This is a genomic window from Acinetobacter sp. CWB-B33 (assembly GCF_039655955.1).
GTDB classification, from domain to species: domain Bacteria; phylum Pseudomonadota; class Gammaproteobacteria; order Pseudomonadales; family Moraxellaceae; genus Acinetobacter; species Acinetobacter bouvetii.
Genome location: NZ_JAGFEU010000004.1, coordinates 44,810 through 59,415, shown reverse-complemented (window position 1 = coordinate 59,415; position 14,606 = coordinate 44,810). Strand labels below are relative to the sequence as shown.

General features: G+C 48.8%; 12 protein-coding genes. 7 read left to right on the top strand and 5 right to left on the bottom strand.

Annotation, left to right across the window (positions count from 1 at the left end; all coding sequences use genetic code 11):
- Window positions 1–19: 19 nt before the first annotated feature.
- Complete coding sequence (locus JZ784_RS12395; protein WP_346315080.1) at window positions 20–1,873, bottom strand: ferrous iron transporter B; 1,854 nt, start codon at window positions 1,871–1,873, stop codon at window positions 20–22.
- Window positions 1,870–2,124, bottom strand: coding sequence for a FeoA family protein (locus JZ784_RS12390; RefSeq protein ID WP_005013373.1), 255 nt, complete (start codon window positions 2,122–2,124; stop codon window positions 1,870–1,872). The genes JZ784_RS12395 and JZ784_RS12390 overlap by 4 nt, the downstream gene beginning before the upstream one ends.
- 172 nt (window positions 2,125–2,296) lie before the next feature.
- Here JZ784_RS12390 and xerD point away from each other — a divergent pair, with 172 nt between their 5' ends.
- From xerD to thrC, 4 genes are all read left to right on the top strand, one after another.
- On the top strand, window positions 2,297–3,214 hold the full coding sequence (gene xerD / locus JZ784_RS12385) for a site-specific tyrosine recombinase XerD (protein WP_346315079.1): 918 nt from the start codon (window positions 2,297–2,299) through the stop codon (window positions 3,212–3,214).
- Window positions 3,215–3,311: 97 nt separating this feature from the next.
- Window positions 3,312–4,124, top strand: a complete 813-nt coding sequence (locus JZ784_RS12380; protein WP_346315078.1) for a DsbC family protein — start codon at window positions 3,312–3,314, stop codon at window positions 4,122–4,124.
- Between the two features lie 123 nt (window positions 4,125–4,247).
- Entirely contained in the window at window positions 4,248–5,552 is a 1,305-nt protein-coding gene (locus JZ784_RS12375; RefSeq protein WP_346315077.1) for a homoserine dehydrogenase, read from the top strand.
- 66 nt (window positions 5,553–5,618) lie between these two features.
- The gene (thrC, locus tag JZ784_RS12370) at window positions 5,619–6,758 is read left to right on the top strand and encodes a threonine synthase (RefSeq protein ID WP_346315076.1); all 1,140 of its coding nucleotides are present in this window, start codon (window positions 5,619–5,621) and stop codon (window positions 6,756–6,758) included.
- A gap of 145 nt (window positions 6,759–6,903) precedes the next feature.
- Here thrC and JZ784_RS12365 read toward each other — a convergent pair whose 3' ends face one another.
- A complete protein-coding gene (locus tag JZ784_RS12365) occupies window positions 6,904–7,962 on the bottom strand; it encodes a serine hydrolase (protein ID WP_005013389.1) in 1,059 nt (352 codons plus the stop codon).
- 204 nt (window positions 7,963–8,166) lie between these two features.
- Between JZ784_RS12365 and JZ784_RS12360 the strand changes: the two genes are divergently transcribed.
- Genes JZ784_RS12360 through JZ784_RS12350 form a run of 3 tightly spaced genes read left to right on the top strand, consistent with a single transcriptional unit; the run spans window position 8,167 to window position 11,820 of the window.
- Window positions 8,167–8,802, top strand: a complete 636-nt coding sequence (locus JZ784_RS12360; RefSeq protein WP_005013391.1) for a response regulator — start codon at window positions 8,167–8,169, stop codon at window positions 8,800–8,802.
- 20 nt (window positions 8,803–8,822) lie between these two features.
- Window positions 8,823–10,388, top strand: a complete 1,566-nt coding sequence (locus tag JZ784_RS12355; protein WP_346315075.1) for an ATP-binding protein — start codon at window positions 8,823–8,825, stop codon at window positions 10,386–10,388.
- Between the two features lie 19 nt (window positions 10,389–10,407).
- Entirely contained in the window at window positions 10,408–11,820 is a 1,413-nt protein-coding gene (locus JZ784_RS12350) for a sigma-54 dependent transcriptional regulator (protein ID WP_346315074.1), read from the top strand.
- Window positions 11,821–11,833: 13 nt separating this feature from the next.
- On the opposite strand, the gene JZ784_RS12345 is transcribed toward JZ784_RS12350, so the two are convergent.
- Complete coding sequence (locus JZ784_RS12345) at window positions 11,834–13,006, bottom strand: S41 family peptidase (RefSeq protein WP_346315073.1); 1,173 nt, start codon at window positions 13,004–13,006, stop codon at window positions 11,834–11,836.
- A gap of 27 nt (window positions 13,007–13,033) precedes the next feature.
- Window positions 13,034–14,581, bottom strand: a complete 1,548-nt coding sequence (gene gpmI / locus JZ784_RS12340) for a 2,3-bisphosphoglycerate-independent phosphoglycerate mutase (RefSeq protein WP_346315072.1) — start codon at window positions 14,579–14,581, stop codon at window positions 13,034–13,036.
- Window positions 14,582–14,606 lie beyond the last annotated feature (25 nt).

Here is a 14,606-nt window from a genome sequence, read left to right as displayed (position 1 = left end):
CTCACGTCGCCTCGAAAACCTAGCCGAAGTAATGTGATGCAATTTGATAGGTTAAAAAGGCCATGAAGTAAGCCAAACCAAACAGATAGACCGTCATAAAGCCGACCGTTTTCCATGAACCTGTTTCACGCTTAACGGTGGCCAATGTTGCCAAGCAATGCGGCGCATAAACAAACCACACCAGCAAAGACAGGCCTGTCGCCAATGACCAGCCTAAATCTCCGCTGCTGATCAATGTCGATAAGCCCTGGGCCACAGCATCATCATCCGCTGCGGATAAGGCATATACGGTGCCCAATGCTGCCACCACCACTTCACGGGCAGCCATCGCAGGGATCAAGGCGATACAGATCTGCCAGTTAAATCCAATCGGTGCAAAAATCGGCTGCATTAAATGACCCAGCATGCCGGCAAAAGAATAATCAATCGCTGGCAACGCCGCATTTTCTGGCGCCTGCGGGAAAGTGCACAGGAACCACAGCAAAATTGACAGCGCAAAGATAATGCCGCCAACGCGCTTCATAAAGATCTTGGCGCGGTCCAGCAAGCCGATCCAGATGCTTTTAATATCAGGAAAGCGGTAGCTTGGCAGCTCCATCAGCAGCGCATGCTGAGACTTATCTTTTTGGAAAAATTTCAGTATGGTCGCGACGATTAAAGCGCTGACTATGCCCGCCATGTACAAGGCAAACAGCACAAGACCTTGTAAATTAAACACGCCCCACACCATCTTTGCAGGAATAAACGCTGAAATCAGCAGCGCATAGACAGGTAAACGCGCAGAACAGGTCATTAATGGCGCAACCAAAATGGTCACCAGACGATCACGCGGATCACTGATGCTGCGGGTCGCCATCACACCCGGCACAGCGCAGGCAAAACTGGACAGCAATGGAATAAACGCACGCCCGCTCAATCCGGCTTTGAACATCAGCTTATCCAGCAGGAAAGCCGCGCGCGGCAAATAGCCCGATTCTTCCAGCACCAAAATAAAAAAGAACAAAATCAAAATCTGCGGCAGGAACACCACGACACCGCCCGCCCCTGCAATAATTCCATCCACCACCAAACTGTTCAGCAGTGGATGCGAAATATGCTGTCCGATAAATTCTCCCAGCCAGCCAAAGAAGGTTTCAATGCCGTCCATAAATGGCGCAGCCCAAGCAAAGACCGCCTGGAAGATAATAAACATCATGACCGCCAGGCTGACTAAGCCCAGCACAGGATGCAGGAATATTTTATCTAGAAAGTCGGAACGCTTATCTTCATGGTCTACAAAATGAACCACATCGTTCAGAATCGTATCAATCTTTTGGTGAGTGTCACCCGTCAGGCCGCTGAGTTCGGTATGCGGTACAGCAAATTTTTCCTGATCAAGCGCACTCATCAGGCTTTCAATACCTGCATTGCGCACAGCAACCGTTTCCACAACCGGAATGCCTAAACGCTCTGACAGCTTTTGCGTGTTGACCTGCATGCCCCGGCGGCGCGCCTCGTCCATCATGTTCAACACCAGCAGCATTGGACGGCCCAGCGCAATCATCTCCATCACCAAGCCCAGATGCAGTTTGAGGTTTGTGGCATCCACCACGCACAGGAAAGCATCCTGATGGCCTTCCTCAGCAATTTTGCCTTGCACCACATCGCGGGTGATCTCCTCATCCGGACTGGTCGCGTTGAGGCTGTATGTCCCCGGCAAATCCAGCACACGTACAGGCTTGCCTGACGGCAGTACAAATTGGCCGACTTTACGTTCAACCGTTACCCCTGCATAGTTGGCAACTTTTTGCCGGGTACCTGTTAAGTGGTTGAATAATGATGTTTTACCGCAGTTAGGGTTACCAACAAGGGCAATACGCAGCGCATCACTCATGCAGGCGCTCCTTCAATTTCAATTTTCTGCGCTTCCGCTTTACGCAATGCGAACCGGGTAAAGCCAATCTGAATTAAAATCGGGTCCCCGCCAAAAATTCCTTTAGTAATGACTTGCACTTTTGTACCTGGAATAAAGCCTAATGTTTCCAAACGGCCCGCCACCAGATCAGCTTGGGAGCGCTCATCTTCAATACGGTGAACCTTTTGAATGATGGCAGATTGTTTGACTTTCAAATCAGATAAACGCACGCATCTAATCCTAAAAAATTTTGAATATTATACAAGCAAATGAGAATAATTACCAAATCAGATTTGATTTCAATTCTCATTTCCAAACAGCGCATCGACAGGAAAAGCAAATTGCATTACATTGCAGAAAGCCCGCCAGTTGAGGGCGTAGCGCCGATAAGTTGAAAATTGCATGTTAAATAAAAAACCGCGCGTCCCTGCGCCCGTTACAATTCCTGAACAGTTAGGCTTCTTGCAGGGTTTCCGGGATTTCCTGATCGCTCAGACCGTCAGCCCGCATACACGCAATGCCTACCTCTCTGATTTAATTCAATGCAGCGAATGCTGTCAGGCCGCTATGCCGCAGTGGAGCAGCGATGATATTGCCGATGTGCTTTTAAGCCTCACTAAGCAAGGCAAGAGCCCGCGTTCCATTGCCCGCTGCCTATCTGCCCTGCGCTCTTTTTTTAAATTCCTGCAGGAGCAGAAGCTGCGCGATGACAACCCTGTCAGTATGCACAAAACGCCAAAATTAGGACGGGCGCTGCCCAAAGATTTGTCTGAAGCCGATGTTGAAGCCCTGATTCAAGCGCCGGAAACTGCAACCGCCCTAGGCCTACGTGACCGGGCCATGCTTGAAGTGCTGTACGCTTGCGGCCTGCGGGTGACCGAACTGCTGAATTTACGGCTTGATCTGATCAATTTAAAGCAAGGCTATTTGCGCATTGTCGGCAAAGGCAATAAAGAACGCCTCGTGCCTTTAGGGCAAATCGCCTGCGAATGGGTGGAGAAATATCTGTCCGAAGCCCGGCCTGCATTGTATAAAACCTCAACCGATTATTTATTTCTAACCCAGCACGGCGGCATCATGAGCCGGCAGAATTTTTGGTATGCCATTAAGCGCTATGCGCTGCAGGCCAATATCCAGTCGGAACTCTCACCGCATACCTTAAGGCATGCGTTTGCCACCCATTTGCTGAATCACGGCGCAGACCTGCGTGTGGTGCAAATGCTGCTCGGCCACAGCGATCTGTCTACCACGCAAATTTATACCCATGTCGCACAGGTGCGCATGCAGCAGCTGCATGCGGCGCATCATCCTCGCGCATAAAGCGCAGCGCGATAAGACGAAGAAATTTTATTGCTCTGCGTTTTTTTTGCTATGCTAATCCACCAGTTTTATAAAGCTAAAAGAAAAAGGGTTGTTTATGTTATTTACCCGTTCAACATTTTTTATTGCATGCACGCTTGCCGCAGGCATGGGGCTAAGCGCGTGTTCAAAATCCAATAATGAAGAAAAACAAGCGCCCTTGACCGCCAGCACCCCCGCAACAGGTGAGGCCTCCACATTGACTGAACGCAATGCGCAGCAGCGCCTGATCAGCACGCTGCAGGACGGCCTGAAAAAAGCCAATATCAATGCCAAAATTACAGATGCGCAGCCGACTGAAGTGCCCAACCTGTATTGGATCAGCTTTGAAGGCATGCCTTCTGTTTATGCGACAGCTGACGGTAAATATATTCTGCAGGGTGAAATTGTGCGCCTAGGCGGCAAAGAACTGCATAATGTCAGCCAAAATCTGCAGGCCGCCAATGCCAAAAAACTCTTTGATCAACTGAAAACTGAAGATTTAATTGTTTATCCAGCCAAAGGCAAAACCAAGCACGTGGTATATGTCTTTACTGATGCCAGCTGCCCGTATTGCCATAAACTGCATGAGCATATGGATGAGATCAACAGCAAAGGCATCGAAGTCCGCTATATCGCATGGCCGCGCGGCGAACAGTTCATTCCGGCAATGGAAAGCGTCTGGTGCAGCAAAGACCGCCAAGAAGCTTTTAACCAAGCCATTTCTGGCGTTCAATTAGCGCCAGCTGCCTGCAAAAACCCAGTGCGCGACATGTATCAAATGGGCCTGAACATTGGCGTAAACGGCACACCTGCCATCTACAGCACAGACGGTGTTTATTTGGGCGGCTACATGGAGCCGAATGAATTGGCCGAACGTTTAAATAAATAAATTTTATTGATTAAATTACTGTTTTTTATAGATGGATAGAAAGTTGTGAATCTCCTAGAGTCATGGCATTTTTTTAGCTATGATCTAGGTTCGCTTAATGTTGATGAATATTTGGAGTGTGACGTGAAACCAGTTCGTCTGGCAATCCTCGGTCTTGGTACTGTGGGTGGTGGTGCCCTTAAACTATTAAAAGAAAATGCTGCTGAGATTAAACGTCGCACCGGTCGTGAAATTGAAATTACCCATGTCGGCACACGCCGTCCGCGCCCAGATTTAGATCTGCCTGCATCAGTCAAGCAAAGCTCTGACTTGATGGACATCGTGCGTCAGCCGGATGTTGATGTGGTGGTTGAAGTCATGGGCGGTATTCATCCTGCTTTTGAAGTCATTCAGGAAGCGATCAAGCACGGCAAGCAAGTCGTGACTGCCAATAAAGCGCTTTTAGCCGAATACGGCAATGAATTGTTTAAGCTTGCGGATGATCATCACGTACAAATTGCGTATGAAGCCGCAGTTGCCGGCGGCATTCCCATTATTAAAGTCATGCGCGAAGGCCTGGCTGCCAATAAAATTGACTGGCTGGCGGGCATCATCAACGGCACAGGCAACTTTATTTTGACTGAAATGCGCGAAAAAGGCCGCGCATTTGCAGACGTGCTGAAAGAAGCGCAGGAACTGGGCTATGCAGAAGCAGACCCAACCTTTGACGTTGAAGGCATTGATGCTGCGCATAAGCTGACCCTGTTAGCCTCAATCGCATTCGGCATTCCGCTGCAGTTTGACAAAGTTTTCACTGAAGGCATCAGTAAAATTACAGCGCAGGATGTGAAATATGCTGAAGACTTAGGTTTCCGCATTAAGCATTTAGGCATTGCGCGCCGTGCAGAAACAGGCATTGAGCTTCGCGTGCATCCAACGCTGATTCCAGAAGATCAGCTGATTGCCAATGTCAACGGCGTAAAAAATGCAGTCTTGGTTCAAGCCAATGCCGTTGGCCCTACCCTTTACTACGGCGCAGGCGCAGGCGCAGGCCCAACAGCATCTGCAGTCGTTGCTGACGTTGTCGATATTGTCCGCGACATTTCATATACCGAAGACGGTGCGGGCACTATTCCGCAATTGGCATTTGAAGCATTAACCGATTTGCCGATTCTGCCGCGCGAAGAAATGACCACTGGCTACTACATCCGCATTAATGCCGAAGATCAAACTGGCGTACTTGCCGATGTGACGACTATTTTAAGCCGCGCCGGCATCAGCATCGACGCCATCATGCAGCAGCCGCGCTTAAAAGACCTTATTCCTATCGTGATTCTGACTGATCCAGTTAAAGAATCAAAAATGGATGAAGCCCTTCAGCAAATTCAAGCATTGCCTGTCATTCATGGCGAAATTGTGCGAATTCGTTTAGAATCGCTTGATAATTAATCACCGGGTCGAGGGGAATATTTTCAATTCCTCTCGCCAAGCTCTACACACAATTGGAACATCATCATGTCGAATGCCAATCGTTATACTGGTTTAGTTGACCGTTATCGCGACCGTTTACCAGTGTCTGCAACCACTCGCGCAATTTCATTAGGCGAGGGCAACACGCCACTGATTAAACTTGAGAACATTCCACGTTTAACCGGCAAAAATGTTGAAATTTATGTGAAGTACGAGGGCTTAAACCCGACTGGTTCATTTAAAGACCGCGGTATGACTATGGCGGTAACAAAAGCAGTCGAAGAAGGCTCTAAAGCCATCATCTGCGCGTCTACAGGCAACACTTCTGCTGCCGCTGCTGCCTATGCTGCGCGTGCAGGCATCAAAGCGTTCGTATTAATCCCAGAAGGCAAAATTGCCATGGGTAAAATGGCGCAAGCCATGATGTATGGCGCGATCACTATGCAAATCCGCGGCAACTTCGATGACGGCATGCGCCTTGTTAAAGAAGTCGCTGACCAAGCGCCGGTAACGATTGTCAACTCAATCAATCCATACCGCCTGCAAGGTCAAAAAACCATTGCCTACGAAATCGTTGAAGCATTGGGCCGTGCGCCCGACTACCACTGCCTGCCTGTCGGCAATGCAGGCAACATTACTGCGCACTGGATGGGTTATACAGAAGCGGTTGCAAACCAATCGAAAGATGAGTTTGAACAAGTGGTTTATGACGCTGAGACTGACCAATTCACAGGCCCTAAACCAGCTGGCTTGCCAATTATGGCGGGCTACCAAGCTGCAGGCGCTGCGCCATTCCTTCGCGGTGCGCCAGTGGCTAACCCTGAAACAGTAGCGACAGCCATCCGTATTGGCAATCCGCAAAGCTGGAACCATGCCAAAGCAGTTGTCCGTGATTCACAAGGCTGGTTTGACGAACTCACTGATGCTGAAATCTTAGATGCACAGCGTATGCTTTCGATGTATGAAGGCGTATTCGTAGAACCTGCTTCTGCGGCCTCTGTTGGCGGCGCAATCCGTGACATTAAGTCTGGCAAAATCAAAGAAGGTTCGGTAATTGTTTGTACTGTAACTGGCAACGGCCTGAAAGATCCTGATACGGCCATCAAGCAATGCCAAGATGCCGTGATGCTATCTATTGATGCCACCATGGATCAGGTTAAAGACTCGATTCTGTCAAATATGTAATTCATATTCAGACTGAAAAAGCCCTGCAATTGCAGGGCTTTTTTTATGGCTGGCGCGCATTGGCCGCCGAAATAAAAATGCCTGAACATGTAATGTTCAGGCATTCAGTCAAGTGAATTCCATGTACGGTATCAAATGAATGCGCTTAAATGCGTTTTGGAAGCTGAGAAACCCAGGTCATGAGACGGGTCGCATCATTGGTGCGCGCTGCCGAAGAATCAGCGCCCAGCAATACAACCACTGCAGGACGGTTATTCAACGTCGTATGCATCACCACGCAGCGGCCCGCTTCACTAATATAGCCGGTTTTTGAAATGTTGATATTCCAGCCGCCATTACGCACCAATGCATTGGTATTATTGGATTTCAGAACACGGTAGCCTAAATTAAAATCATAGCTTGGCGTAGTCGAAAATTGGCGGATCAAGCCGTATTGTGAAGCCGTATTCACCAAAATGCCTAAATCGCGCGCAGAAGACACATTGCCTGGGTGCAGGCCCGTTGATTCTACATAACGGGTCGAATGCATGCCCAAAGACTTGGCTTTAGCATTCATGGCTGCAAAGAATGCGGGACGGCCGCCTGGATAAGTGCGCGCCAACGCCGAAGCGGCTGGATTTTCAGATTTCATCAATGCAAACAGCAAGGCTTCTGCACGGTTCATGCTGTCGCCGGCACGCAGTGTTGAACTGGAACTTTTACAGCCCGAACAAGAAAAATCCCCCTGCTGTAAAGTAATTTTTTCCGACATATTCAAACGCGAATCTGCAATCACCACTGCTGTCATCAATTTAGTAATGGATGCAATAGGCAAAGCGGTATTGCTGTTTTTACTGTACAGCACCTCTCCAGTCTGTCCATCCATGACCAGAGCAGCGCGGGCATTTACCGAAGGCTGATGCGCATTGACGCTGGTATCAAAAATCTGCACCGTTTTAGACGGCGCAGACTGCACTGCGCCATTTGAACTGCGTATAGACGTACTGACTTTGGTTGAGCCTTGCGGTGAAGGTTCGTCTGCCAGCTCAGCAGATGCGGATACGTCAGCATTCAGCAGCTGATTGGCTTCTTCTGAAGACCAGCTGAGGTTTGCCTGATTGGGATTTGAATTCATTACGATGTCTGCAAAACTCACCGAGCTCATGCCAAACAGAAATGAAATTCCCAGCGCGCGCATTAGAAATTTATTTGAAGTCTTCACCATATTTACTCAACTCAATAAGGCAATAATTGCCTATTGCCTCTAATATGCCGTACATTGACGCAATAGAGAACAAATTACGTTCAAAGAAAGTTTAATAAGTTCTCCATTTTTGATAAGAATAGCATTGCTAATTTTGTCGTTTCATTGCAAGCTTATTTTGCTTTATGTAACAAAAAAAACGATTTTCAGACAGGGAGAGTACAGGTGATCACAGTTTTAGTTGTAGATGACCATGAATTGGTACGCACAGGGATTTGCAGAATGCTCGAAGACCATGCAGAAATTCAGGTTATTGGCCAAGCTGAATCTGGTGAAGAAGCGATTTCCTTAGTCCGCCAGCACCACCCGAATGTCGTGTTGCTGGATGTCAATATGCCGGGGATTGGCGGTGTAGAAACGACACGCCGCTTGCTGCAGACTGCGCCAGAAACCAAGGTGCTGGCGGTCAGCGGCTTAGCCGAAGAGCCTTACCCATCCTTATTGCTGAAAGCGGGCGCCAAAGGCTACATTACCAAAGGCGCTCCGGTCACTGAAATGGTGCGCGCCATCAATAAAGTCATGCAGGGCGGAAAATATTTCAGTGCGGATATTGCCGAGCAGTTGGCCAGCTCTTATTTGTCGGATACACAGCAATCCCCTTTTGACGCTTTGTCGGAACGTGAAATGCAAGTTGCGATGATGGTGGTGAATTGCATCAGCGCGCAGGAAATTGCGGACAAGCTGTTTGTCAGCGTAAAAACCGTCAACACTTACCGATACCGTATTTTTGAAAAGCTGAATCTTGACAGTGATGTCAAATTGACACATTTAGCCATTCGTTACGGACTCATTAAACCTTAATTCATTACTTTGCAGGTCACATGAGTCAGCGCCCCAATCTTTCAGAACTTAATCAATATCATCTGGGCATTTGGTACAGCGCTTACCGTTTTATTATCAGCAGCTGCCTGCTGATTATTTTTTTATTTACCTATAACCAGCTCAACAATCAGTATCAGTATCCTAAGCTTTACCTCTATGTGTTAACGATTTATGTCATCGTGAACAGCCTGCAATTTTTTGCACTGAATAAAATCAAAACCGCCATCCCGAAGCAGATGATCTTGATTTTTTTTGCCGATGTTACAGCATTAAGCCTGCTGACTTTGGCATTGGATGGCCCTAACCTGCATATCAGCCTGCTGTTTGTCATCACCATTTTCGCCGCATCAATTCTGCTGGATGCCAGAAAAGCGCTGGTGATTACCCTGATTGCTGTGATCAGTGTAGTTTATCAGCTCTTTTTAGGCTCCATTTTAGATTTTGCCTCACTGCGCAATATTGGCAACAGCGCCCTGCTGGCCTTCTTATTCTTTGTGGTCTATGGCTGCGGGCAAATTGCGGTAAGGCGCTTCCAGATTCTGGAAAATTTGAACTTTTCACAGTCGATCGAATTGCACCAGCTGCAAAATATCAACCGCTATATTTTGGAACAGATTGAAACCGGCTACCTGGTCTTGGACGAAAACTGCCATGTGGTGCTCAGCAACCCTGCCGCCTGCCATTTGCTTGGCATTCCTGCAGCCTACAGCGCAGATAAATACCCCCTGTATATGACTCAGCCTGATTTATTCGAATTGCTGAAATTTGAAGACCTCAAAGATGGCGAAAAATTTCAGTTTGAATCTCAGCAAAGCCTTTACCATATTCATGTCCATGTGAAGAAACTGATTGTGCCGCATCAGCTGCTGACGCTTTTGGTGCTGCAGGATGCGCAAAAGCTGAACCAGCAGGTGCAGCAGCTGAAACTGGCCGCTCTGGGCCAGCTCTCCGCCAGTATCGCCCATGAAATCCGCAACCCTTTGGCGGCTATTGTCCAGGCCAATGAACTGCAAAACGGCAGCGGCCCAGCCCAGCAGCAGATGCTCAGCAAAATGATCAGCAAGCAGGCGCAGCGCATTGACAGCATTGTGCAGGATACGCTGAATATGGTGAAAAACCGTGAAACCCATGCTGTGCAGCTCTGCTTGAACCGCTTTATACCGCAGCTGATTCAGGAGGATTTAGCGGATGTGCAAAAGAAAATTCAGCTGAATATACAAAAAGACTGCCTGATTTCTTTTGATGAAGCGCAATTGCGCCAAGTACTGATTAACCTCATCAGAAATGCAATCCGCCACAATGACGCAGATGCGCCTTTTATTGAGCTCAACATTTATCCGCATGAGAAGATCATCAGGCTGGATGTGCGGGATTTTGGCCGCGGCGTTGCTATTCAGCACCGCACTTCACTATTTCAGCCTTTTTTCAGTACCGAAATTACTGGAACTGGTTTAGGATTGTATCTTGCGCACAGCTTCTGTGAAGCCAATCAGGCTCAGCTGGCTTATGTAGAACAACAACGGGGCGCCTGCTTTAGGCTGATTTGCCAGCGTGCAGCGATTTAATTTTTTTTGGGGTGAAATTGTGGAAAAACGGCCACTGGTCTTACTGGTAGACGACGAAGAAGACTTGTGTCTGCTCATGCAGATGTCTCTGTCACGCATGGGTATTGATACGCACAGCGCGCATTGCCTCAGCGATGCCAAAAAATGTCTGGCTGAACATGCCTATGACGCCTGCTTAACCGATCTGAATTTGCCGGATGGCAACGGCCTGCAGCTATTGGAATGGATCAATGAACATGGTCCAAGCCTGCCTGTTGCGGTATTGACCGCTTATGGCAATATGGAAATCGCCATCGCCGCCTTAAAAGCAGGCGCATTTGATTTTGTCAGCAAGCCTGTGAACCCGAAGCACCTGGAACAGCTGCTGCAAAAAGCGCTAAACAAGCCTGCTGAGCCTAAACAGCTGCAAACCGATGCGCTGGAGCACAAAATGCTGATCGGGCAGTCACAGCCGATGCAGCAGCTGCGGGTCACGCTGAAAAAGATCGCCCGCTCGCAGGCGCCTGTATTTATTACAGGCGAGTCCGGCACAGGCAAAGAAGTGGTTGCCAATTTAGTGCACCGGCTAAGCAACCGCAATGAAGGCCCGTTCATTGCCATCAACTGCGGCGCGATTCCCACTGAATTGATGGAAAGCGAACTCTTCGGCCATAAAAAAGGCAGTTTTACCGGCGCCACTCAAGACAAGCAGGGCTTAATTCAGTCGGCACACGGCGGCAGTTTATTTTTAGATGAAATTGCTGAATTGCCGCTCAGCATGCAAGTCAAACTGCTGCGCGCGGTGCAGGAAAAGCGCATCCGCCCTGTCGGTTCAGATGCTGAAATTGATGTCGATTTCCGCGTCATCAGCGCCAGCCACCAAGATTTGGAAGCTTTGGTACAGCAAGGCAAGTTCCGTCAGGATCTGTTCTTCCGCATTCATGTCATGGACTTGATCCTGCCGCCTCTGCGTGAGCGCGGTGAAGATATCTTGCTTCTGGCGCAGCATTTCATTCACAAAATCAGTTCAGAATGGGACATCCCGGCCAAGCAGCTGACCGCCCGCGCGAAAGAGTTTCTGACGGGGCAGTATTACCCTGGAAATGTGCGTGAATTGCGCAATATCATTGAACGCGCCATAACCCTAAGCGATGACGGCAATATCGATTTGCCTCAGCTGCAAAGCGCGCCGCAGCGTCAAATGGCGCAGCTGTTCGCATCATCCGCAGAACCATCCATGCACAATGGCTTGACTGATCCGCCTCAGAGCGCCAAAAAACTGCCCGAAGAAGGTTTAGAAATTTTTCTGGAAAAAATTGAAAAAGAAATTTTGCTGAATGCGCTGAATTTAACGCATTGGAATAGAACTGTCGCCGCCAAAAAACTCGGCATGACGTTCCGGTCTTTGCGTTACCGTTTAAAGAAATTCGGCCTGGATACAGATGAGGACTAAACCCTCATCCGCTTTATTTCTGAAGCAGCAGCAAATCTGCAACATGTTCAATATAGCTCTCCTCCCGCATATCATGCGGGATCGGATAGCTCAGATTGGGCTGAATGCCAGTGCCTTCAATCATGCGCCCATTTGGCGTATAGTACTGCGAAACCGTCATCTGCAGCGCTGCGCCGTTGCTCAGTGGAAATAATTTCTGAACCACACCTTTGCCGTAGCTTTTTTCGCCGGCCACCCATGCGCGCCCATGCTCTTTCATCGCCGCTGTAAACACTTCCGCGGCAGATGCTGAACGGCTGTTAATTAAAATCCCTACTTTCAAATTTTGAAATTCAAAGCTGGGCAAAGCCTGAAACTGCTGATCGCCTTCGGAACGGCTTTTGGTCGACACAATGACGCCTTGATTTAAAAATAAATCGGCCGATTCCACTGCCGCTGACAGCAAACCGCCAGGGTTATTGCGCAGGTCAAACAGCACCGCTTTTAATTTGGATGACGCATGGCTTTCAATCAAGCGCTTCACTTCATTGGCGGTGTCCTGCTGAAACACTTTAATATGCAGCACCAGCACCTGATTATTCAGCAACCGGGACTCAATATCCGTTTCAATTTTAGTATTGCGCACCAAATTCATCGGCAAACTGTTGGCGGACAGCTGCAGGCTCAGCGTCGAGCCAATTGCGCCATCTAAAACATGCTTTACCTGATCCTGATTCAGCTTCTTCAGTTCCTGATCTTCAACTTTATACACCGTCACGCCATTTTTCAGGCCCAGCTTAGCCGAGTCCGCATCCGGCTTTAAATTATGAATCACCCAATGCTGCAGCGCCGCATCAAAGCGCAGATCAAAATCAACCGTGGCTAAATCGCCCTCCGTATATTGCAGGAGCTGTTTATAGTCTTCTGGCGACAAATATCTGGAATAGCGGTCTAAGCCGCTCAATAAGCCTTTGATGGCTTGCTGGAACAGTTCATCGTCATTTTTTTCTTTGACATAATTATCTTTGACGATGCCGTAAATTTGCACAAACTGCTGAATGGATTCGACAGGAACCTCTTGGTAAGTTGCCTCGAACTCCCCGTCAAAATCATCGGAAGCAGGCATTTTTCCTGCTCCCCACGTCAAATGGCCCGCGCACATCAGTGTGGTAAAAAGTACCGCAGACCGCCAATGCGCTTTCGCCATTCCTCTATCCTTGCATATGCTTAATGCTTAAGCCTTCACGTGTATTAAATTGCGCCCCTGCATTTCTGCTGGAACCGGCACATTCATTAAGCTCAGCAATGTCGGCGCGACATCCGCCAGCACGCCGCCTTCATCAATTTCTGCAGCATTTGGCCCAACATAAATAAACGGCACCAGCTCAGTGGTATGCTGCGTATGCACCTGACCGCTGACATAATCCTGCATCTGTTCCACATTACCATGGTCAGCAGTAATAATCATGTGGCCTTTGTTTGCCATGACCGCGTCATAGACCCGGCCAAGGCAAGTGTCTACCGCTTCAACCGCTTTCACAGCAGCATCAAATACGCCTGTATGGCCAACCATGTCGCCATTGGCATAGTTCACCACCAGCAGGTCAAATTCACCTGAATTAATGGCAGCCACCAGTTCATCCGTCACTTCGTATGCGCTCATTTCCGGCTTCAAATCATACGTTGCAACGCTTGGCGAAGGGATCAAAATACGCTTTTCGCCTGGATATTCATCTTCACGGCCGCCGCTGAAGAAGAAGGTCACATGCGCATATTTCTCTGTTTCAGCTATGCGCAGCTGCGTTTTGCCCAAGCCCGACAAGTACTCGCCAATCGAATTCACCAGCGCTTCCGGCATATAGGCTACAGGCGCATCAATGGTTGCTTGATAACGGGTCAGCATGACAAATTTAGACAAAGCTGGGACAGTTTTACGCTCAAAGCCAGCGAAGTCTTTTTCCACAAACGCTTTGGTAATTTCACGCGCACGGTCTGCACGAAAGTTCATGAAGACAACGCTGTCGCCATCTTGAATTTTTGCAACATCGCCAATGCGGGTCGCTTTCACGAATTCATCAGATTCTCCAGCCGCATACGCCTGTTCCAGGCCTTCAACAGCTGTGGCAGCCGTGCGCAGCGCTTCGCCTTCTGTCAGCAAGCGGTAAGCCTGTTCTACACGGTCCCAGCGGTTATCACGGTCCATGGCAAAATAGCGGCCAATCATCGTTGCAATACGGCCTTGGCCAGGATATTGCGCAAACAGCGCATCCAATTTTTCTAAAGACGGCTGCGCGCTTTTTGGCGGCGTATCACGGCCATCCAAGAATGCATGCAGATAGACCTTCGCGCCGCGTTTCAGCGCCAGCTCCGCCATCGCCACAATGTGATCTTCATGTGAATGCACGCCGCCTTGCGACAGCAGGCCCATGATATGCACTGCGCCATGGGCTGCTTTGGCTTTTTCTACAGCATCCACCAGTACTTCGTGTTCAAAGAATGCGCCGGTACGGATATCTTTGGTAATGCGGGTAAAGTCCTGATACAGCACGCGCCCTGCGCCGAGGTTCATGTGCCCCACTTCTGAGTTGCCCATCTGTCCGTCCGGCAAGCCGACGTCTTCGCCAGAACCTGAAATTAAACCATGCGGATGCTTTGCTTCCATCGCTGTCAAATTAGGGCGTTTCGCCGCTAAGAAGGCATTATCTTTCTCTTCAACACGATGTCCCACACCATCCATAATCACTAAAACGTGAGGGATTTTTTTAGCAGCTGCATCCGACATAATTGCACACTCTTCAGGTCTATAA

Excerpts from the sequence above, each read along its gene's own strand:
- JZ784_RS12395 (WP_346315080.1), bottom strand. The coding sequence starts at position 1,873 with ATGAGTGATGCGCTGCGTATTGCCCTTGTTGGTAACCCTAACTGCGGT.
- xerD (WP_346315079.1), top strand. The coding sequence starts at position 2,297 with ATGTTAAATAAAAAACCGCGCGTCCCTGCGCCCGTTACAATTCCTGAA.
- JZ784_RS12380 (WP_346315078.1), top strand. The coding sequence starts at position 3,312 with ATGTTATTTACCCGTTCAACATTTTTTATTGCATGCACGCTTGCCGCA.
- thrC (WP_346315076.1), top strand. The coding sequence starts at position 5,619 with ATGTCGAATGCCAATCGTTATACTGGTTTAGTTGACCGTTATCGCGAC.
- JZ784_RS12365 (WP_005013389.1), bottom strand. The coding sequence starts at position 7,962 with ATGGTGAAGACTTCAAATAAATTTCTAATGCGCGCGCTGGGAATTTCA.
- JZ784_RS12355 (WP_346315075.1), top strand. The coding sequence starts at position 8,823 with ATGAGTCAGCGCCCCAATCTTTCAGAACTTAATCAATATCATCTGGGC.
- JZ784_RS12345 (WP_346315073.1), bottom strand. The coding sequence starts at position 13,006 with ATGGCGAAAGCGCATTGGCGGTCTGCGGTACTTTTTACCACACTGATG.
- gpmI (WP_346315072.1), bottom strand. The coding sequence starts at position 14,581 with ATGTCGGATGCAGCTGCTAAAAAAATCCCTCACGTTTTAGTGATTATG.